Annotated in this window: 20 protein-coding genes; 3 read left to right on the top strand and 17 right to left on the bottom strand. The window is 58.7% G+C overall.

The window, feature by feature from the left end; all coding sequences use genetic code 11:
* Window positions 1–5: 5 nt before the first annotated feature.
* From CHH27_RS02700 to CHH27_RS27915, 6 genes are all read right to left on the bottom strand, one after another.
* On the bottom strand, window positions 6–698 hold the full coding sequence (locus tag CHH27_RS02700) for a cytidylyltransferase domain-containing protein (protein WP_094070213.1): 693 nt from the start codon (window positions 696–698) through the stop codon (window positions 6–8).
* A 71-nt stretch (window positions 699–769) separates the two neighbouring features.
* Window positions 770–1,801: a GDP-mannose 4,6-dehydratase gene (locus CHH27_RS02695; RefSeq protein ID WP_094070212.1), complete on the bottom strand. Its 1,032-nt coding sequence runs from the start codon at window positions 1,799–1,801 to the stop codon at window positions 770–772.
* Window positions 1,794–3,617: an N-acetylneuraminate synthase family protein gene (locus CHH27_RS02690; RefSeq protein WP_094070211.1), complete on the bottom strand. Its 1,824-nt coding sequence runs from the start codon at window positions 3,615–3,617 to the stop codon at window positions 1,794–1,796. Before CHH27_RS02690 ends, CHH27_RS02695 begins: the two co-directional genes overlap by 8 nt.
* Window positions 3,618–3,877: 260 nt before the next feature.
* Entirely contained in the window at window positions 3,878–4,690 is an 813-nt protein-coding gene (locus tag CHH27_RS02685) for a ferredoxin--NADP reductase (protein ID WP_094070210.1), read from the bottom strand.
* A gap of 303 nt (window positions 4,691–4,993) precedes the next feature.
* A complete protein-coding gene (locus tag CHH27_RS02680; RefSeq protein ID WP_157738653.1) occupies window positions 4,994–5,314 on the bottom strand; it encodes a hypothetical protein in 321 nt (106 codons plus the stop codon).
* Between the two features lie 318 nt (window positions 5,315–5,632).
* Window positions 5,633–5,911, bottom strand: a complete 279-nt coding sequence (locus CHH27_RS27915) for a hypothetical protein (RefSeq protein WP_198338510.1) — start codon at window positions 5,909–5,911, stop codon at window positions 5,633–5,635.
* Between CHH27_RS27915 and CHH27_RS02675 the strand changes: the two genes are divergently transcribed.
* Window positions 5,859–6,893, top strand: a complete 1,035-nt coding sequence (locus tag CHH27_RS02675; RefSeq protein WP_094070208.1) for a GlxA family transcriptional regulator — start codon at window positions 5,859–5,861, stop codon at window positions 6,891–6,893. The two genes, CHH27_RS27915 and CHH27_RS02675, sit on opposite strands and share 53 nt — an antisense overlap.
* Before the next feature lie 95 nt (window positions 6,894–6,988).
* Here CHH27_RS02675 and CHH27_RS02670 read toward each other — a convergent pair whose 3' ends face one another.
* Both CHH27_RS02670 and CHH27_RS02665 read right to left on the bottom strand, forming a co-directional pair.
* Window positions 6,989–7,759 (bottom strand): sulfite exporter TauE/SafE family protein, encoded by a 771-nt coding sequence (locus tag CHH27_RS02670; protein ID WP_094070207.1) that lies wholly within the window; start codon window positions 7,757–7,759, stop codon window positions 6,989–6,991.
* Window positions 7,760–7,791: 32 nt separating this feature from the next.
* Window positions 7,792–8,490, bottom strand: a complete 699-nt coding sequence (locus tag CHH27_RS02665; protein ID WP_157738652.1) for an ABC transporter substrate-binding protein — start codon at window positions 8,488–8,490, stop codon at window positions 7,792–7,794.
* Window positions 8,491–8,798: 308 nt separating this feature from the next.
* Between CHH27_RS02665 and CHH27_RS02660 the strand changes: the two genes are divergently transcribed.
* A complete protein-coding gene (locus tag CHH27_RS02660; RefSeq protein WP_094070205.1) occupies window positions 8,799–10,013 on the top strand; it encodes a winged helix-turn-helix domain-containing protein in 1,215 nt (404 codons plus the stop codon).
* A 33-nt stretch (window positions 10,014–10,046) separates the two neighbouring features.
* On the opposite strand, the gene CHH27_RS02655 is transcribed toward CHH27_RS02660, so the two are convergent.
* The 9 genes from CHH27_RS02655 to CHH27_RS02615 all read right to left on the bottom strand — a co-directional run bounded on the left by CHH27_RS02655 (window position 10,047) and on the right by CHH27_RS02615 (window position 19,003).
* Complete coding sequence (locus CHH27_RS02655; RefSeq protein WP_094070204.1) at window positions 10,047–11,450, bottom strand: nicotinate phosphoribosyltransferase; 1,404 nt, start codon at window positions 11,448–11,450, stop codon at window positions 10,047–10,049.
* Window positions 11,451–11,507: 57 nt separating this feature from the next.
* Entirely contained in the window at window positions 11,508–12,572 is a 1,065-nt protein-coding gene (locus CHH27_RS02650) for an NUDIX domain-containing protein (RefSeq protein ID WP_094070203.1), read from the bottom strand.
* A 175-nt stretch (window positions 12,573–12,747) separates the two neighbouring features.
* A complete protein-coding gene (locus tag CHH27_RS02645; RefSeq protein ID WP_094070202.1) occupies window positions 12,748–13,500 on the bottom strand; it encodes a hypothetical protein in 753 nt (250 codons plus the stop codon).
* A 108-nt stretch (window positions 13,501–13,608) separates the two neighbouring features.
* Window positions 13,609–14,610: an AraC family transcriptional regulator gene (locus tag CHH27_RS02640; RefSeq protein WP_094070201.1), complete on the bottom strand. Its 1,002-nt coding sequence runs from the start codon at window positions 14,608–14,610 to the stop codon at window positions 13,609–13,611.
* A complete protein-coding gene (locus tag CHH27_RS02635) occupies window positions 14,607–15,470 on the bottom strand; it encodes an oxidoreductase (protein WP_094070200.1) in 864 nt (287 codons plus the stop codon). The genes CHH27_RS02640 and CHH27_RS02635 overlap by 4 nt, the downstream gene beginning before the upstream one ends.
* Window positions 15,471–15,604: 134 nt before the next feature.
* Window positions 15,605–16,645, bottom strand: a complete 1,041-nt coding sequence (gene tdh / locus CHH27_RS02630; RefSeq protein WP_094070199.1) for an L-threonine 3-dehydrogenase — start codon at window positions 16,643–16,645, stop codon at window positions 15,605–15,607.
* Complete coding sequence (locus CHH27_RS02625; protein WP_094070198.1) at window positions 16,642–17,829, bottom strand: glycine C-acetyltransferase; 1,188 nt, start codon at window positions 17,827–17,829, stop codon at window positions 16,642–16,644. The genes tdh and CHH27_RS02625 overlap by 4 nt, the downstream gene beginning before the upstream one ends.
* A 124-nt stretch (window positions 17,830–17,953) precedes the next feature.
* Window positions 17,954–18,580, bottom strand: a complete 627-nt coding sequence (locus CHH27_RS02620; protein WP_094070197.1) for a LysE family translocator — start codon at window positions 18,578–18,580, stop codon at window positions 17,954–17,956.
* Between the two features lie 36 nt (window positions 18,581–18,616).
* On the bottom strand, window positions 18,617–19,003 hold the full coding sequence (locus CHH27_RS02615; protein WP_094074474.1) for a RidA family protein: 387 nt from the start codon (window positions 19,001–19,003) through the stop codon (window positions 18,617–18,619).
* A gap of 80 nt (window positions 19,004–19,083) precedes the next feature.
* On the opposite strand from CHH27_RS02615, the gene CHH27_RS02610 reads away from it, so the two are divergent.
* Entirely contained in the window at window positions 19,084–19,614 is a 531-nt protein-coding gene (locus CHH27_RS02610) for an Lrp/AsnC family transcriptional regulator (protein WP_094070196.1), read from the top strand.

Here is a 19,614-nt window from a genome sequence, read left to right as displayed (position 1 = left end):
TTCGGTTAAGGTTCCTGACCGGCCACGGCGGAGGCATACGCTTCCAGAGCGAGCCAGTCGCGCGGCGTGTCCAGGTCGATTTCGGTAGCATTGGGCAATATGACCGGAACGCTCTTGCCGAAGAAACGCTGCCCAGCCGCGCCGAAGCCTTCCCTGTGAAAGGCATAGATCGCACCGGTTTCCCGAAATTGCCGTGGCCGGTCCTGGCGGCGCTGTCGAGGCTTCGTTGCGTCGTGATTGATGCCGAGCCCGGTGCCATCTGCCGCGATTTCCCAGAGAAACGCGTGTACCTCCACCACGGAAAAGGCCGTGTCGGCCTCAAGTCGGATCCGTTCGCGCACCACCAGATCGATCTCCTCCGCCGTGGTAAGCGGCGAGGTACATTGCAACATCACGATCGTGTCCGCAGAAGCACAGATCTCCTGGGCCGCTAGGGCATGCAGAATTGCCGATTCCGAGGAGGCCTCATCGCCTGAAAGTTCCGCGGGTCGAAGCAAGCCGATTGCCCCATGAGACCGGGCAGTCGCCAGGATTGCCTCGTCATCGCTGGAGACAATCACATGCGAGACGGTTTCCGCAGCCTGCGCGGCTTTCACGGAATGCGCGACGAGGGGCAAACCGAGAAACGGCTTAATATTCTTGCCGGGGATCCCCTTGGAGCCGCCCCGGGCGGGAATGATCGCGATAGCGTTACCCATACCAGATATCCGTGCCCGTTAAGTCAGCTTGCTCGATGCCGTCCTATTTGTCTCGCCCTTCGTAAAGACCACTAGAGCCCCGGCATGCCGATTGCGGCCTTCTTCAAGTCGTAGATCGCCATGCGTCTGGCAATATCGGGTGCCAGAACCTCCGGCTTCCAGCCAAGGATCTCCTGCGCCTTGCTGTTGTCGCCGCGCAGATAGACAACGTCGGACGCCCGGAAATACCGCGGATCCACATAGGCGATCTGCCTGCCGGTCTTCCGGTCGAGGCACTTTTCCTCCAACCCCTCACCTTCCTGCACCGGGTCAAAGCCGACTTCCTGCGCAGCCATGTAGAGAAAGTCGCGAACCGTGTATTCGGTGTTGGTCGAAATGACAAAATCGTCCGGTTTGTCATGGTCCAGCATCTTGACCATCATGTCGGTGTATTCCGGGGCGTAGCCCCAGTCACGCACGCTGCTCAGGTTGCCAAGCGGCATTGCCTCCGCATCCTGCAACTTGATGCGTGCAAGCCAGCTGGTGATCTTGCGGGTCACGAATTCGTACCCGCGCAACTCGGACTCGTGATTGAACAGGATGCCGGACGTGGCAAACATATTGTAAGCCTGACGGTAGTTCACGACGATAGAGTGTGCCGCAAGCTTTGACACCGCATAGGGGCTGAGCGGGTTGAACGGTGTCTTTTCCGTTTGCGGCTTTTCCAGAACGTCGCCATACATCTCCGAAGTCGAGGCCTGATAGAGCTTCGCGTCCAGCTTCAAAAGGCGCATGGCCTCCAGAATGTTCAGGACACCCATGTAGTTCACATCCGACGTGTAGTGCGGGAACTGAAAGCTGTCGGCAACGAAACTCTGGGCGGCCAGATTGAATATGAAGTCCGGTCGAATCTCGTTCAGAACGCTTTGAACATTGGCAAACTCGGTCACCTCAAGCGTGCAGAACTTGATCTTCTCCCGAATTCCAAGTTCCTTGAGGCGTCCGGTCTTGGAGGTCGACCCCCGCCGCATTGCGCCCCAAACCTCGTCGCCACGTTCAATCAATGACCGCGCCAGGAACGCACCATCCTGCCCGGAGATCCCGGTGATCAGCACCTTAGCCATGTTTTCCTCCTAGTTGCCGGATGGCGTTGTCAAAACCGTCGCCCTCTGACAGGTGACCCTGCCAGACTTCCAGGACCTTGCGCTGGGGGCCGACCAGATAGGCAGCCGGGTCCCCAAGATCTCCCTGGCCGAATTCTATCCCCTCACCGTCAATTCCCACAGCATCGGCAATATGAACATGACGGGCAAACGGCAAGAGCCGGTCGCACCAGACATGCCAGTCCGCCTTTGCGTAATTGGCGGACAGGATCAGGTGAGACAGATCGAGGCACACTTCCATGCCGATCTCGACGATGATGTCGATATCGTCCTCGCCGCAAAACATGTCGAGCACATCTGCGCCGCCAAAATACCAGGCAATGCGTGGCAGCCATTGCGGATAGATCGGCGCCCCCCGCCGCTGACCGGCTTCCTCAAGATAAGTCTTCAGTTCCCGGTAGGTCTGCCTTTTGCCTTCCGGTCTCAGGCGCGAGAAACTGCCGACGATCGGAACCGGTGCACCGGTCCTGGTCTCGAGTTCAAGAGCCAGGTCCACGCAGGTCGAGATAACCTTGCGGCTTCCATTGCGAATGCGATCATCGTCCGCCAGCGGATCAATCAGCGTCTTGCTGTCGATATAGTCCGGTATGTGAATGGAATAGTGCCGGCGCAGATCGAGCCGGGCAAGTTCACCTGACATGTCGCGGCCGAAGGCGGCCACCTCCTCATAGGACAGATGCAGCTCGTTGTTCTGGATCGGGAACCTTGATTGCAGCACCCTGGCATCATGCAGACGCAACGGGATCGACAGCTGATGCTCGTCGCAAAACGCAATCAGAGCCGGGTCCAGAGGCGCCTTGGCCTCCGTGAAGTGCAACTCGGACAGGGCCGCTCCGGCGGCAACAGGACGTTTGACGACTTTGTCGCTGCGCTGCTTCAATTCCGTCCAGGTCAAGCCCTTGCGCGGCGCCTTGACCACGGTGTTGTCCGAAGAAATCACCTCGCCGGGAGCAATGTCCCGGCTGGCATAGAGCGACGAGCCGAGATTCTGCATGTTGATGCGTTCGCCCTGATTGATCTCACGGCGCCCTGATCCCTGAACGCTGTTAAACGCATTCAGAAGTTTGCACAAACGACGGAATTCCTCTGGGTCGGAACTCGAGCTGTCGTCTATGCCCCGCCCGTTCTTGTCCATGGACAGGTGACGCTCGAACACGCTTGCGCCATTGGCCGCAGCCACGAGACACACCTCCCAGTCCTGGTCATGGCTCGAATAGCCGACCGGCGCCTGGGTGTGCGATTTCAGTGTCTCGATAAACCGCATCTGCTGATTGCCGAGCAGGACCGGGTAGTTCGAGATGCAGTGGAGGTAGCTGATGTCGGGGATCGACCGGGTTGCCTCAATCGATCGCAATATCTCGTCTTCGCCATGACCTCCCGTGCTCAGGATGATCGGTTTTCCAAGCCCGGCAATGGCGAAAATGAGCTCTTGATTGAGAAGTTCAGCTGACGGAACCTTGAAGAAATCGAATTCGTGAATGCGGTCCCCGAAGTCAGCCGCATCCTCGAACTTGAAAAAGCTGATCCCGGCTGCCATTCCGCGCGCCCGGATGAGCTCCGCGAGTTGCAACATGGTTTCAGGCGCCATGTAGCATTCGTCTATCTCGCGGCTCAGAATTTCGTCGCCGATCTCATGGGTGGCCTGGTAAAATCCCTGCTGGGCGCGGTACTGAAACTTTGCGCCCCAGGCACCGGCCTCCGCAGCGATATCGATCAACTGTTCGGCAACCTTCGAAGAACCGCGATGGTTGATGCCTAGCTCAGCAATTATCTTCATGTCGGGTTACCCAAACCGAAATGGCAATACTGTCGAAACGCACCTGCTTCCAACAGTCATTTTGCCGAGACTATTGCAAGCCCTAAGCGGTTGATATTGATACCGCGGGTGAACGTGTCATGGTCCACAGATAAGCGCTGCCAAGTGTTGATTTAATCGGAAAAAATGCAACTGAACCCGCCGGGAAACCTGCTCCTCGGTCAAAATGCAAAAAGGGCCGGATTTCTCCGGCCCTTGTGATTCTCAATGAACGTCGAGGTTTAACCGACGAAAGCGCGCTCCACGACGAACTCCGCCGGCTTGTTGTTGGCGCCTTCGTTCAGGCCAGCTTCTTCCAGCAGAGCCTTGGTGTCGCGCAGCATGTCCATGGAGCCGCAGATCATGCCCCGGTCGACTGCGGGATCAAGCGGTGGAACGCCCAGATCCTCAAACAGCTTTCCGGACTTGATCAGATCGGTGATCCGGCCCTTGCGCGGAAAGTCCTCACGGGTGACGGAGGTGTAGTGGATCAGCTTGTCCTTGGCGAATTCGCCGATGAGCGGGTCGTTGATCGTTTCCTGCACCAGGTCTTCGCCATATTTCAGTTCGGCCACTTCGCGGCATGTATGGGTCAGGATCACCTGGTCGAATTTCTCGTAGGTATCGGGATCCCGGATCAGGCTGGCAAACGGTGCAATACCTGTGCCGGTAGAGAACATGTAAACCCGCTTGCCCGGGACAAGCGCGTCGTTCACCAGGGTGCCGGTCGGCTTTTTCTTCATCAGCACCGCATCGCCGGGCTGGATCTTTTGAAGATGCGACGTCAGCGGTCCGTCCGGAACCTTGATGGAGAAGAATTCGAGCTCTTCATCCCAGGCCGGGCTGGCAATCGAATAGGCACGATAAAGCGGCTTGCCGTCGATCATCAGGCCGATCATGACAAATTCGCCCGAACGGAAACGAAAGCTCGCCGGGCGTGTCATGCGGAAGCGGAACAGCCGGTCGGTGTAATGCTGGACGGTTTTCACTTCTTCCACGAAAACGCCGGCCGGAGCGGCTGCTTCGAGGTCAGCAGGTTTGGCAAGTACATTCATTTCAGTCGGGGTCCGTAAATCGTCGCACACGTTGAATTGTGCCCCATGTAGCATCACTCTTGCATTGACTTGAAGCAACGCGGATCCACTAAATCGCCAAAGGGCAAAAAAATCATTCTAATTTTGGTCAGGTTTTGGGTCATCGCCGCTGACCGGTGCTCCTGATCTGCGATGCATACGCCGTCCGGACCACTTCAGCAAGCAGAACAAATCCCCGTTCAGAGAGTGAGGAACCAGAAGTTTGCTGGTTCAAGACAGACCGTCATCACCGAGCCAACAAGGATCAAGCAGAGAAAAGCTGTTCTAAAACGGAGAGCAAAATACGCCATCCTTGCAAGCATGGATATCTTCCTTGCCGAGCTTCCGGTCGATTTCTCCGCGGTCAATTCTATCGTCCGAAACGCCCTCCGGTCCGTCGGCTGCAAGGTCGCCCGCAATCGGGCGTTCCAGATCACGACTGAGAGAGTTGGCCTCCAACTCTCCCCTCAAGTCCGAGGATTCGATTGGCCTGTCTTCGATCCTTCCAAGCCGGCCTTCGGCATTGGCGATCGGTGCAAGAATACGGAAAGCACCAAGTGACAACGCCACTGAAAGCAGCCCGAAAGGCTTCCGGGAACGGCTCATTTTCCGAGCTCCTTTTTGAACTTTGGGAACGCATATCCGAGTGCCCGTCTCAAGGTCAGGCGAGCGAGGTCCCTCATGCGCCTCCAGCTCCCGTTTCATGCTCCGGTTTGGTACGAGACATGATTCAGACTGCACCCAGGTCGCTAACGCAAGGGTTGAAAGAGCAACTCTAACACAATCCTCACCGTGTTCATACGTCCGCCGCGCCCTTGACGCGACAGCCTGCAAGCCGCTGCCAGGTCTTCAAGGGTTCCCATGATCGTGTCTCTGCACACGGCGCCTTGGGGGAACGGTATCAAAGGTGATCTTCAATCGCACTCACTTTACGGAATGCAGGATTTGGCGGGCCGCCTGGAAGACGCCCACAGCCAACGAAATGTTTCGTAATTGGATGATCGGGTTTAACGCGCCTTCACCATGAATGTGACACTCCCAAGAAAGATTACCTCTTCTGATTTTTTTATTTGACAGACAAATAAAAAATGCAAAACTTACTGCAAAGCAAAGACAAGCTTCAATAATACCTTCCAATGAGGCAAAGTAAATGTCCGGACGCGCACACGATGAATCAGGCCAGTCCATAGCATTCGTGCTCATGGACCGCTTCTCCATGAACGCATTTGCAAGCGTGATCGAACCGCTGCGTATAGCAAACCGATTGCTTGGCCGCGAATATTACGCTTGGACGACTTATTCCCTTGACGGGAATTCAGTCGTCGCAAGCAACGGCTGCGAAGTTGCAGTAAAAAAGTCTATTCGTGAGCTTCACGACGCAGATATTACACTTCTGTGTACTGGTATTGATGTCGAACGGCTGCCTCTCGACCCGGATTTGGGCAACAAGTTGCGCCGTCTGAATGCCATGGGCCGCACCTTCGGCGCCATCTGCACGGGCGCTTATCTGCTGGCCCGCTACAATCTGCTTGATGGTCGCCGCTGCACTATTCACTGGGAGAACCTGCGTTCCTTGCGTGAAGAGTTTCCGGATGTGGAAGTTACCTCCGACATCTTTGCAATCGACCGGAATTGCATCACCTGTGCCGGTGGCATGGCCTCCCTCGACATGATGTTGCGCCTGATCGCGATCCAGCACGGCGCATATCTGGCTCATGAAGTCGCCGAAGTGGCCCTTTACCAGAACATGCGTTCCGGTGAATCCGCACAGCGCCATGACATCGAGGCACGCACGGGCATTTCCAACGCCAAGATCCTGGATGCCATCCGGATCATGGACCTGCATATCGAGGATCCGCTGAGCTGCCAGCAGCTCGCCATGACGGTCAGCCTCTCGCCGCGCCAGCTCGAACGGCTGTTCCGCCGCCATTTCAATTGCACGCCGGGCCAGTATTACCTGCGCCTGCGTCTGGAAACCGCCCGCGATCTCCTGCGCCGGACCAGCCGGCCTGTGCTCGATGTGGCCCTTGCCTGCGGCTTCGCCTCCACCTCGCACTTCACCAAGTGCTACCGCGAGCGTTTCCTGTGCACGCCGACCGAGGAGCGCCAGTCCTACCAGTGGGCCAACACCAAGTCGACGTCCGGTGTCGGTACCGCAACGCCGATGCGACTGGTCGCAAAGTAGGCCTGAAGACATCAAAATCTGCTTCAAACGCCGCGGCCTGCCGCGGCGTTTTCCGTTGCTGCTATGGCGCCGAAGAAAGCCCGCTCACCCTCGTCTCATGCCATCAGTCGCCAGGCGCCAAGCGGAAGCAGGTAAAGACCGAGCGCCAGGATGGCCGCCAGGACGAGGCGGCGAAAGGCAGCTTCCGACACTTTTCGGCGTATGGTCTGCCCCAGCCACACGCCGCTGAGCGCCGGAATGCAAAGCGCCAGCGATGCAATGGCCTCCCGGCCTCCGACAAGGCCGAAGCTGCCGAGCGAAGCCCCCAGGGCCAGCGTGGACAGCAGGAACAGGAGCCCCATGGCCTGAATCAGCTGGTCTCTCGGCAAACCGATGGCCTGCAAATACATGACGCCTGGCACGGTGTAGGATCCTGTGAGCCCGGCCAGAACACCGTTGACGAGCCCGGTCACAATGCCGACGGGTGTGGTGAGCCTGGCTGGCAGTACAAGAAGCGCGCCGGCGAGCAAGGGCACCGCATAGGCAATCATCAGGAGGCCCAGCAGGACGTCAGCAGCCCCTTCCGGCAGTTTGGTCAGGATCAATGTGCCCGCCCCGAGCATGAGAACCGAGCTGATCAGAAATGGCCACAGGCGAGAGAGCAGGCTACGCAGATGGCCGCCAAACAGGCCTTGCCAGAAGTTGGTGAGAAAAGCCGGCCAGAGAATCAGGACCATGGCCGCTTCAACCCCGACAAAAACCGTCATCAGGCCGAGTCCAATGGTCGGCAAGCCGAAGCCAACAAGCCCCTTGATGACACCGGCGGTCAGAAAAACAAGGGTTGCAACCAGGACAAGAGCCGGGTCGGTGAAGAGTATTTCCGACACATCTCCCCCTGATCGCGTAGACAGTATCTCAGCTAGCCGTCACCTTCCGACACTTGGTGGAGCTTGATCAAGGCCTCAAGTGCACCGCTGGCCTTCCTTGCTTCCAACACGGCGTTGAACCGCTCCAGCAATGCAATGCACGGCGTTGCCTTTGAAAACAGGAAATGCAGTGTGTTGACCGCCGCCGGCCAGGGTAGCTCCACCACATGATCACCAGCGTCAGCCTCCGAGATCATCATGGCACCGTCCTGGCGGGCGATGACCAGATAATCTGCCTTGTCTTCCATCAGCAGACGCATGTAGGTGATCGGCTCATCCACCGGCTGGCGATCGATGGTCAGCCTGTCGGCGGCAAAACTGTCAAAGTCCTCGCCAAAGCTTGCGCCAAAAGGCGCGACGCCACGCAGGCCAACTAGGTCCTCAAGCATCCTCGGCCGATCAGAAAGATCCTTGCGAATGAAAACGCCGACTTCTTCGGTCATCACCGCCTGGCTCACACCGAATTTTTCCTGCCTCGGCTTGGTGAAATAGGCGCCGGCCAGCACGTCGTAGCGGCCGCTTTCCAGGAGCGTCAACAGCCGGTTCCAGGGCATGTCCGGCCCGATTTCCACCGGCGTGTCCAGGCTTTGGAAGATGTCACCGGCAAGCTCCGGAAAGACGCCTCCCAGGACGTCCTGCGACTTCTGGCGCATGGAGACCGGATACCAGACGCCCGACCCGTTCAGTTTCACCTGCGTGCAGGTTTCCGCCTCAGCCCAGGCAGCCCCAGGAAAGGGGGCGCAGTAAAAAAGAAAGGCAAGCAGACTCGCTCGCAGCTGAAAAGCCTTGAAATATTTCATGGAAATTTTGACTAGCCCGAATTCGACACGACCCCATAGTGAAACTGAACAGGCGATCAGGTCAACGAAAAAAGAACACGCAATACGAGTACCCTGGTTGAATTTGTCCTACATTGCAGCCGGAAATGATTGTTCTGGCAAAAATGACAATAAGTCCGCCCGCATCTTTACCCTCACATCGAAAGTGCTAACGTCCCGGCATGACACCTTCTGCCCTGCCCCGATTGCCGAACGATACCGCGCGGCGCCTTTTCCTGGATAAACACGGTCTCGCCAGCGCCCCCAGGGGTAGCGGCAAGGGAGACGATCTTTTTGCCGTGATCGATCAGATCGGCTTTGTTCAGCTGGACAGCATCAACACCGTTGCCCGCGCCCATCACATGATTCTGGCCGCGCGCCGGCCAGCGTATAAGGAAAAGAACCTCAGGCTGCTGATGGAACGCGACAGGCACCTGTTCGAACACTGGACCCACGACGCCTCGGTCATACCGACCGAGTTTTTTCGTCATTGGCGGCTGCGCTTTGCGCGTGACAAGGAAAATCTGATCACGCGCTGGCGGAACTGGCACAACAACGGCTTTGAAGGCAAGATCGACGCTATTCTGAAGCAGATCAGCGACCATGGCCCCGTGACATCGGCAACAGTCGGCGAGGACGAGAAGCGCAACAGTGGCGGCTGGTGGAACTGGCACCCATCCAAGGCAGCGCTTGAATTCCTGTGGCGGAGCGGCGAGGTGTCCGTTGCCGGGCGCAGGAATTTCCAGAAGATCTATGACCTGACCGAAAGGGTCATCCCTTCCCACCATCTCGGTCATGACCATGACACGGACGAGACGGTCGACTGGGCCGCCCGATCGGCCCTGGAGCGCCTCGGGTTCGCGACATCGGGCGAAATCGCAGCTTTCTGGGACCTGATTACGCCGGATGAGGCCAAGACCTGGTGCCGGGCCGCGCTTGCCGCGGGCTCCATCATGGAAGCCGAAATCGCTTGCGTCGACGGCGCCATCCGGAAAGTGTTCATGTTCCCCGAGACACTGGACTCGCTGGACGACCTGCCGGCCCCGCCGACCCGCGTGAGGATCCTTTCCCCGTTCGACCCGGCCCTGCGGGACCGCAAGCGCGCGGAACGCCTGTTCGGGTTTTCCTACCGGATCGAGATCTTCGTGCCTGAAGCCAAACGCCAATACGGCTATTACGTCTTCCCGGTGCTGGAGGGCGACAGGCTGATCGGCCGGATCGACATGAAATCCCTGCGCGGCGAAGACCGGCTGCATGTGCGCGCCTATTGGCCGGAACAGGGCGTCAGGACGTCAAAGGGCCGCCTTGCAAAACTGCAGGCTGAACTGGAACGCATGGCGAGGTTTTCCGGCTGTGCCGAGGTCACATTCGAGACCGACTGGTTGCGGACGGCCTGAAACAGCCGCCCGCCTTGCCCCTCAAGAAAATGCTCAAGAGCTTGCGGAAAGCAGAGCATTCTGCGCCCGCTGTCTGACCTCCTCGAAGGACCAGTCCTTCACCAGCTCCCCATTCCTGTAAACGACTTGAAGCAGATCGTCGTCCGCCGGGACCTGATCACTCCTTGCAGCCGTAAGCCGGCCGCTGCGTTCAATGACGGCCTGCCGTCCGGCCTTGGACGCCTTGCCGGGGTCCGAGGCCGGGTTCTTGGCAACATCGATCCAGGTCCCGTCTGCCGTGCGCATGGCATTGGCTTTCATGGCAAAGCGCATGGTGTCGCGGTTGAGCTGCTGCAACAGGCCGCCGCCCATGCCCATGGCGATGTTGTCGACGGACCAGTTCCTGTCGACCAGCGCCTCAATCAGGTGCCGGATGCTTTCCAGCGTCATGCCGTCCCCCTGGATGACACGAATTGCGGGATTGAGAACCCGCGCGCCCTTGCCGTTCGTCGTGCCGCCATAGTGGGTCCAGAGCGTTTCCAGAACCCGGAGCGGCGTCGCAACCGGATCGCCTGAGTCCGGCCGAATCACGACGGTTGCACCAGAGCTGAGCACCTTCTCCTTCAGGCTGCCGCACCAAAGGGTCTCAACGGCATTGTCGATGTCGTAACTGTCCGAAACGACGGCCACCAGCTTGCCGGGTTCCGCGAACTGGTCCAGCATGTTGGCATAGGCCTGTTCCTCACGGTCTCGGCCCCAACTGGTCATGGTCGAGTGCTCTGCAGCCGGAATGGAGAAGCCGGCCATGTCGGCGCCGTAGAACGTCGAAGCCGCTTCAAGCGCCTCCATCGTGTCCGTACCGGCGAAATTGACCAGATGCGCCATGCCGCCGAGCGCAGCGCTTTCCGCCGAAGACACGCCGCGCGCACCGAAATCATGCAGTTTGAACGGAACCTGGGCGTCCGGATCATCCGATGTTGCCAGAAGCCCGCGATAGATGATCTCCTTGCATTTGAAGGACAGGGTTGCGACCGTCGACGGGTACCAGACGGACCGCAACAGGGCCGTCTCGATCCAGGTGGTCAGCCAGGGCATGCGTGTATCGGTATTCGTTACCTGAACCAGCGGCACACCGCTTGGAACCAGCGTGCCTTCCGGCAAGGCCCTGATCTCGAGCGGAAACAGGCCGCCATGATCCTTCAGGATCTGGTCCCAGCCCTTGAGATTGAACGGCACGCCGTGAGCCGCGCAAACCTGTTCGGCCTGTTTGATATCTGCCGCCGTGATCGGCTTCAGCAAGACCTTCTTCAGATAGGCCTGAAGTCCGAAGAACAGGACGTTCTCGGAGAACGGATTGGCCCGCGCCTCGACATAGGCGGAGATCTGCTGCGCTTCGGGCGGGTATTGTCTGTAGTGGGACTGCTTGTAGCTGTCCGTTGCCAGAAGTGGATTTGTCATTGTGAACTCCTCACCTGACTTGTTGTGCAGGCTGCAAGGCTCCCTTGCAGCGTCTGTCTAGAGCTCGGCCATCAGGCAGATGATGGACCAGTGGTCTTCGAAGAACCGTTCCGGTTCAAGGTCACCCAGCCGGTACCAGTTTGCCGATTGTGCATCGTCGCCGCCGGTCACCGAGAAGAGCTCGCGACGTTCGGGCAGGCGGAACAGGAACGCATGGGTGATGATGCGCCCCCTGAGCGAGCGATCCGGATGATCGAAGACCCGGCTCCTGGTGCCGTCGATAAAGGACGCCAGCATGGCGGGCGGGATTTCGCCCTTGTGATCGCTGATGGATGTTTCTTCCTTCAGCTCCCGGATGACGGCGTCGCGAATGCTTTCGCGCGGATCGAGAAAGCCTCCCGGCAGGGCCAGCAGGCCCTTGCCGGGCGCCTGTCCGCGTTCGACCAGCAGGATGTTGCCGGACTGAATGACAACCGCATCGACCGTCACAAACGGTCCCCGTCCCCACTCTTTCGGATAGGCTTCCAGAAACTCCGCCTCTTCCAGGAGCCCGCGAAAGGTTTCACTGAGCGCGAAGGTCTCGAGCCAGTCTGCGACCTCGTCGGAGAGCACGGACCTTGAAATCACCGGAATGCGCTGGAACAGCTGCTTGCGCACATCAGCGGAAGAGAAAGTTCCATACTGGCTGGTGAGCTGGACGTTTCCCCATTCCGGAAACAGTTTGAGGTAATAGCTGGTTCGATCCTTGCCATAACCGGCCAGGGCTATCCTGATGTCATCCAGCCCATGCAGGACCACACCGCCTCGATTGTAGTGGGCAAGCACCGTGTCGTTGACGGCCCTTTGCACCTCTGCACACCAGGCTGCGTCGGAATAGGGATGATCCGGGATTGGCTTCATAACCAGACGATCGGTTGCCAGTTCGTGTTTGAACACCTTGGCAAACATCTCGGCGCGTTCTTCGAATGTGAAAGGATTGCGCGGCGTCCGGGCCTGGGCCGAGGATCCGATCAGGACGATCAGGGTGTCGACCTCTTCCAGTGCTGCGCGCACAACGGCTTCATGGCCGATATGCAGCGGTTGAAAGCGTCCGACAAAGACGCCGTAGTGATAACGGGACATTCAGGTCTCCCCCGAATTGATGGTGTTATGAACCGAACTCCTCGGCTCGATCAGACAGTAATACTCACTCTGAGCATTTACAAGTTACATTTGCTCATGCCGAGCATTAATGAAAAACTTGGTTACCGGGGGACGGTGGATTCGCGTGGGGCGTCAAGGAAGGAGGCGGCGTGTTTCAGAGGCCGGCGACGGGCCGACGGACCTTGCCAAGCACCATCTTGCGGAAGTAGTTGGCCTTGGTCTTGTCTCGCATTGCCTCGAAGAACTGCTCGATCACCGGTTCGGACACCTTGATCGGCGACGGACCGTAATTCTCGTACTTGTCCGACAGCGCCTTGTTCACGGCGTTGGAGAAATTCACGTAGTCGAGATGTTCTTTCGGGAACTTTCTGGCTGCGCGACGCACGATTTCCTGGATGGTCTCATCATTGGCGATCGTGACCGCCGTGATGCCGTTGCCATGGGCCTTGGCCAGCTTGCGATAGGCATCGGACAGGCTGTCGACAAATTTCTCGTCGGCCGTCCGGGTGATATAGTCGCTGAAGGCGTGGAGAAACTCCATTTCCCAGGCGCTGTCACTGCGTTTGATCTGCGGCTCGAACACCTTGCGCACGATGTCAAAACACAGAAACCGCAGGACGGAAATGGCAAAAAAGCCCTTGTTGGCCCCCACGAACGGCTGACGTTTGTGGATCCTGCCACAGGCCTCGTAATTTGACCGGTAGATGTCGAAAAGGCCGGGGGATGCCGCGATAAACTCGAAAACGGCTGCGATATCTGCCTTGCTGAGCTTGCCGCCACGCAGCTCGGCGGCGCTTTGCAGGCTCTTTTGCGCAAGGTCAAGCGCTTGCTGCCCTGCGCCAACGCAAATATGCGGTCCGCTGAGTTTTGGATAGGTTACTGCGTTCTTTTTGTCTGCGGGACGCATGGTTCACCCGGGTTACAGGGAAACCACAGTGCTCTCAATTGATTAGGAAAGATTTAACCGCCAGGATTGCAATCGCCTCGGCAACGCGCTGAAACGCAACGTGCCGGCTCACGAAATCCGGGCCGCCTGACGACTCGCATCGGGTGTCGCTCCCGTCCAGCCGTGAAATGCGCGGACAAAGGAATTCGGGTCGTCATAGCCGAGCAGAAACGCGATTTCCGCGTTCGAATAGCGGGTTTTGGTCAGATAGATCCTGGCCACATCTGTCCGGACCTCGTTCAGGATCTCCTGAAAACTGGTGCCCTCCTGAGAGAGCTTGCGCTGCAAGGTGCGTGCGCTCATGGCAAGCCGGTCGGCAACATCGGCGATGCCCGACTGCCCGCCGGCGAGCATCTCCGTCAGGGCTGCCCGCACACGATCACGAAGGGCTGCGTCCTGCTCAAGTTCGGACAGCCGCTTTTTCAAGACCGGTTCAAAGACTTCGAACATCGCATTGTTGACGCTGAGAAACGGAATTTCCGTGTCTTCCTTGCGAAACACGATCCTGTTCACGTCGCCCTGGCTCACGGAGACGCCAAAGAAGGAGCGGTAGGCCGATAGGGCGTTGGGCGGCGACCGCAGGACCACCCTGGCCGGCTGGATTTCTCGACGGGTTGCCAGGCGCGCCAGATGAACCAGAAACACGTTTTCCATCAGTACGAAGGAAGTCGGCAGCTCCCAGTGGTCGGCCATGTTCAGTGTCAGGGAAACATGACCGTCTTCTTCTGCAAGCGTCATGGTCATCGGGCAGATCAGAGGCTTGTAGGTGCTCAGGCGCTCCAACGCGACCTTGAGATTGGGACTGCAAAATGCGGCAAACAGCGGCGGGCTGAATCCCTCCGGTGTCAACGCCTGTCCGATGGTCAGCGCCATCTCGGGCACATCCATCAAGTCTTCCAGGCTCGACCAGAGCCGGAAATAGGCTTCGGAATCCAGTTGCGGACTTGCCTGTGACAACAGGCCTTGCGGCAGACCGGCATGCCGAAGGAGATCCTCGGTCTTGACACCGAGTGTTTGCAGCAAACCGGCCCAACCGATATCGATGGTGAATTTCGCAGCGGGTTGTTTCATCCGGACGAGACCTGCACCTCTTTCAACATGCGCCTGATCTGGCTGGTGATCAGGCGGTCGAAGCCGCGATCCGGCAGCCAGTGACGAAAGAACAGCATCATAGAGGCCATCTTGCCGCCATGATAGCGCGTCCTTGGGCGCGCCGTCTGAATGGCCTTCATCAGCAAGGTCGAAATCACAACAGGGCGCGAGCCGACGCCATCCTTGTAGGCGGCGTCAAAAGCCTTTGCATTGGCCAGCGCCAGACTTGCATAAGCGCCCTCGCCGGACCTTTGCAGCATGGGTTGGCTCATCACCTCGCCGAACTCGGTTTCAATCAGCCCCGGCTCTATGATCACAACGTCGATGCCGAATTGTTCGACCTCGAGACGAAGGCAGTCCGACCAGCCTTCCAGTGCATGTTTGGTTGCGTGATACCAAGCCCCCAGCGGGGAGTAGATCTTGCCGCCAACCGAGCTGACATTGACTATCTTGCCGTATTTGTGGGCGCGCATGTCAGGCAGGAGCAATTGCGTCAGGCGGGCGAGACCGAAGAGGTTGACCTCGAACTGATAGCGCGCCTCTTCGATGGCGGTGTCTTCGATCGCGCCATAAACCGCAAAACCGGCATTGTTGACCAGGACTCCCACGCCACCTGCTTCGCGCCGGATCCTGTCCACTGCAGCAACAATGTCGGTATCCTTGGAGATGTCCATCTGGATGATATGCGCGCCTGCCGCTTCCAGGTCGCGCATTTTTTCCAGGCGGCGCGCGGCGGCATAAACGGCATAGCCTTCGTTGAGCAGCCGAAACGCCATGTCCTTGCCCATTCCGGAAGAGGCACCGGTCACCAGGGCTGTTTTTTGAAATTTCGCGGTCATCAGACGTTCTCCAGATCCGTGATGTCGGATCTGAAGTTATGCGCCACCGCCAACCAACTCACTCGCGGATCACGCCATTCATCAGCAAATGGCGCCAATCGTCTGCGGAAGGCGCCAGTCTGGACCTGTCTGGTCTAGCGCCAGCTCAGCACAACCTTGCCGGCTTCGCCCGATTTCATAGCAGCGAATCCCTCTTCGAAGTCATCGACGCCGAAGCGGTGCGTGATGACGTTGCGGACATCGAGACCGTTTTGCAGCATGGCAATCATCTTGTACCAGGTCTCGAAAATCTCCCGGCCGTAGACGCCCTTGATGGTGATGGCCTTGAAGACGATCCGCGACCAGTCGACCGGGGACTTGCCCGGAGGAATGCCAAGCAGCGCGATGCGGCCTCCCATCACCAGGTTCTCCACCATCTGATCGAGGGCCACCTGGTTGCCGGACATTTCCAGGCCGACATCGAAGCCCTCCTTCATGCCCAGCCGCTGCTCGATGCCCTTCAGGTCTTCTTCGGCAACATTCACCGGCACGACATCGGCGACCTTTGTAGCCAGGTCGAGGCGGGCCTGGTTGATATCGGTGATGACCACATTGCGCGCGCCAACATGCCGGGCGACGGCAGCCGCCATGATGCCGATCGGTCCGGCCCCGGTGATCAGGACGTCTTCGCCGACCAGGTCAAAACTGAGCGCGGTATGAACCGCGTTGCCGAGCGGGTCGAGAATGGCACCGATCTCGTCATCGATCTCATCGGGCAGCGGCACGACATTGAAGGCCGGCAGGCGCAGATATTCGGCAAAGGCTCCTTGTTCGTTGACGCCGATGCCACGGGTCTCGGGATCAAGATGGAATTTGCCGGCGCGGGACTGTCGGGAATGTTTGCCAATCAGGTGCCCCTCGCCCGAGCAGCGCTGACCGATTTCCAGATCGGTGACGTTCCTGCCGAGTTCAACGATCTCACCGGCAAACTCGTGGCCCGTGATCAGCGGCACCGGAACGGTCTTCGCCGCCCAGTCGTCCCAGTTCCAGATATGAATGTCGGTGCCGCAGATACCGGTCTTGTTGATGCGGATCAGGACGTCGTCCGGGCCGATTTCAGGGACCGGAGCCCGGGTCATCCAGAGGCCTTCCCGTGGCTCGGACTTGGCCAGCGCCTTCATCTGGTTGCTGCTCATGACAGAACCCCTGTCGCCTTGCCGGCTTTCTCAAAGGCATCCAGGGCCCGATCGAGATCTGCTCGGGTGAGCGCCGCATTCATCTGTGTTCGGATGCGGGCCTGTCCGCGCGGCACCACCGGGAAAAAGAAACCGGAGACGTAGACCCCTTCCTCGAACAGTTTCGCCGCCATGGCCTGGGCCAGCTTGGCTTCGCCCAGCATCACCGGAATGATCGGATGTTCGCCCGGAAGCAGCGTAAAGCCCAGACTTTCCAGTCCGGCGCGCCAGTAACCGGCATTTTCGAACAGGGTCTTGCGAAGGTTATCGCCTTCTTCCACCAGACGGATAGCTTCCAGGCCACTCATCACAACGGCCGGCGGCAGGGAGTTGGAGAAGAGATAAGGGCGTGCCCGCTGGCGCAGGAGATCGATCACGGGCTGCGGTCCGGCAATGTAGCCGCCAATGCCGCCGCCCAGCGCCTTGCCGAGGGTTCCAGTGAGGATGTCGACGTCAACTCCAAAATGCGCCGGCGTGCCCTCACCCTTCGGCCCCATGAAGCCGGTCGCATGGCAATCGTCGACCATGACAACCGCATCGTATTTCCTGGCCAGAGCCGTGACCTCGGGCAGCTTCGCCAGATAGCCGTCCATGGAGAAGACACCGTCCGTGGCAATCATGATATGGCGGGCACCGGCCTCGCGCGCTTCCTTCAACTTTGCCTCAAGATCCGTCATATCGGAATTGGCATAGCGATAGCGCTTGGCCTTGCACAGGCGAATGCCGTCAATGATGGAGGCATGATTGAGCGCGTCCGATATGATCGCGTCTTCCGGTCCGAGAAGCGGCTCGAACAGGCCGCCATTGGCGTCGAAACAGGCTGCGAACAGAATGGAGTCGTCCTTGCCGAGGAATTTGGCCAGGCGCTGTTCCAGCTCCCGGTGAATGTCCTGCGTGCCACAGATGAAGCGGACCGAAGCCATGCCGTACCCCTTGGGTTCCAGGGCCTTTCGGGCGGCTTCTTCCAGGGCCGGGTGGTCGGCGAGTCCCAGATAGTTGTTGGCGCACAGGTTGATCACCTCGCGCCCACCGACCGTGATGGTTCCGCCTTGCGGCGAGGTGATCAGCCGTTCGCGTTTATAAAGCCCTTCGGCTTCGATTTCCTTGAGGGTCTCGGAAATATGCGACAGGAAAGCATCGGACACGGGGCATTCTCCGGCAAAATGGATCTTTCATCCACTATGCCGGATTTTTATTCGCAATAAAAGATGCGAATTCCGATATGACGGAAATTTAAGACCTGAGCTCCCTGTCGGCAGGATTGGCGCCCTACCGCGTGACCGTGACACTTGCCATGCGGAACCCGGCATAAAGCAATGCGGCACCGGCGCATTTGTTGATCAGGTTCACCACCCAGTCCTTCAATCCGCCTCGTGTGAGACGGTCACCCAGAAAGGCGTAGGCACTGTAGGATGTCAGGTCGATCAGGAAGGTGGTCCCGCCCATGATCAGGATTTGCGGCAGAATGGCAGCCTCCGGGTCCAAGAACTGCGGCAGAATGGCTGCGAAATAGAGCAGCGCCTTTGGATTGGCAAATTCAACCACAAAGCCTTGTACAAACAGTACGGAAAGGCTGGAACGCCCCTTGCCTTCCCGAATGCGGATTGCTCCGCCCCGCGACAGGAGCGCCGTCAGGCCAAGCCAGACCAGATAGGCCACCCCAACCCACTTGATAACCGAAAACGCCATGTGCGAGGCCAGGATCAGCGACGCAATACCCGTTGCCGACAACGCGAAGAACACGGCATTGGCAGAAGCGATCCCGACAACACCGCAAAGGGCACGCCGGCCTCCATTCGTGGCCCCTTGCGTGGCAACGGTGACGGAGGCGGCTCCAGGTGAAAAAACGACGACAGCGGTGGTCATCAGGAAAATCAGGTAAGTGTCGAGTGGCATGAGGGGATCCTTCCGTGCCAAGGGGGGCTATCGGCCTCAGGCCGCTGCGATGATCTCGATCTCGACCAGCCAGTCTGACTGGAGCGTCTCCACCACGATCGCGGTGGTCGGCACCCGGCGCTTGCCCAGCGCTGTCAGCCGGGCCGTCTGGTTCGCTTCGGCAAACTCTCGATCGCCGAGATAACTCGTCACCCGGATGATGTTGTCTGTGCTCATGTCGGCCGCACCCAGGATCCGGCGGAGATTGTTCCAGATCAGGTCCAGTTGCCCGGACAGCGTAGCGGGTGCCCTGCCGCAGGGTTCAAGGCCCATCGTGCCGCTGACAAACAGGAACCTGTCCGGATTTCTGACTTCCAGGGCGTGCACATAGTCCGGTGTGGCCGCATAGATCCCGTCCACCGGATCGATGATCCGCTGCTGCATGGCAAATTTTCCTTGCTGAATGATGTTCTGCAGAAGACCATGAAGCTGAACAAAATTTTCAGCAACACGGAAAATGCCGAATGCCATCAAATAGAGAAATCGTTCAGCAGAACAGGGCAGCAACGCGTGCTCTTGACGCGTTTGACCGAAGAATATTAGGCGAGCTGGTGGCCAATGCACGCCAGACCTATGCGGATATCGGTAGCAAGGTCGGCCTCTCGGCCCCCGCCGTTCATGACCGTGTCAAGCGCATGACCGCAGCCGGAACCATTTCCGGTACCGCGGCAGAGATTGACCCGATGGCCGTCGGCAAGCCTTTTCTGGCTTTTGTCCATGTCGATGCCAGTGGCTGGGGCAAGAGCGAGCGCATGATGAGACTGCGCGATTTCCCCGAAGTGGAAGAACTGCATTCGGTCACCGGTGACTGCTGCGTCATTCTGAAGGTCCGCACCGCCAATGCCGACGCCATGGAAAAGTTCCTGGCTCAGGTCTATGCCCTGCCCGGCGTCCGGGCGACCCGCAGCTATGTTGTCCTGACCACCTACCTGGACCGGCCGGTCCAGGCGGAGGTGACGGAAGACTGGCCGGAGGCGCCTTTGCCGGCGGGCTAA

The organism is Labrenzia sp. VG12, assembly GCF_002237595.1.
GTDB lineage: Bacteria > Pseudomonadota > Alphaproteobacteria > Rhizobiales > Stappiaceae > Roseibium.
This window is presented reverse-complemented; position numbering and strand designations above follow the sequence as displayed.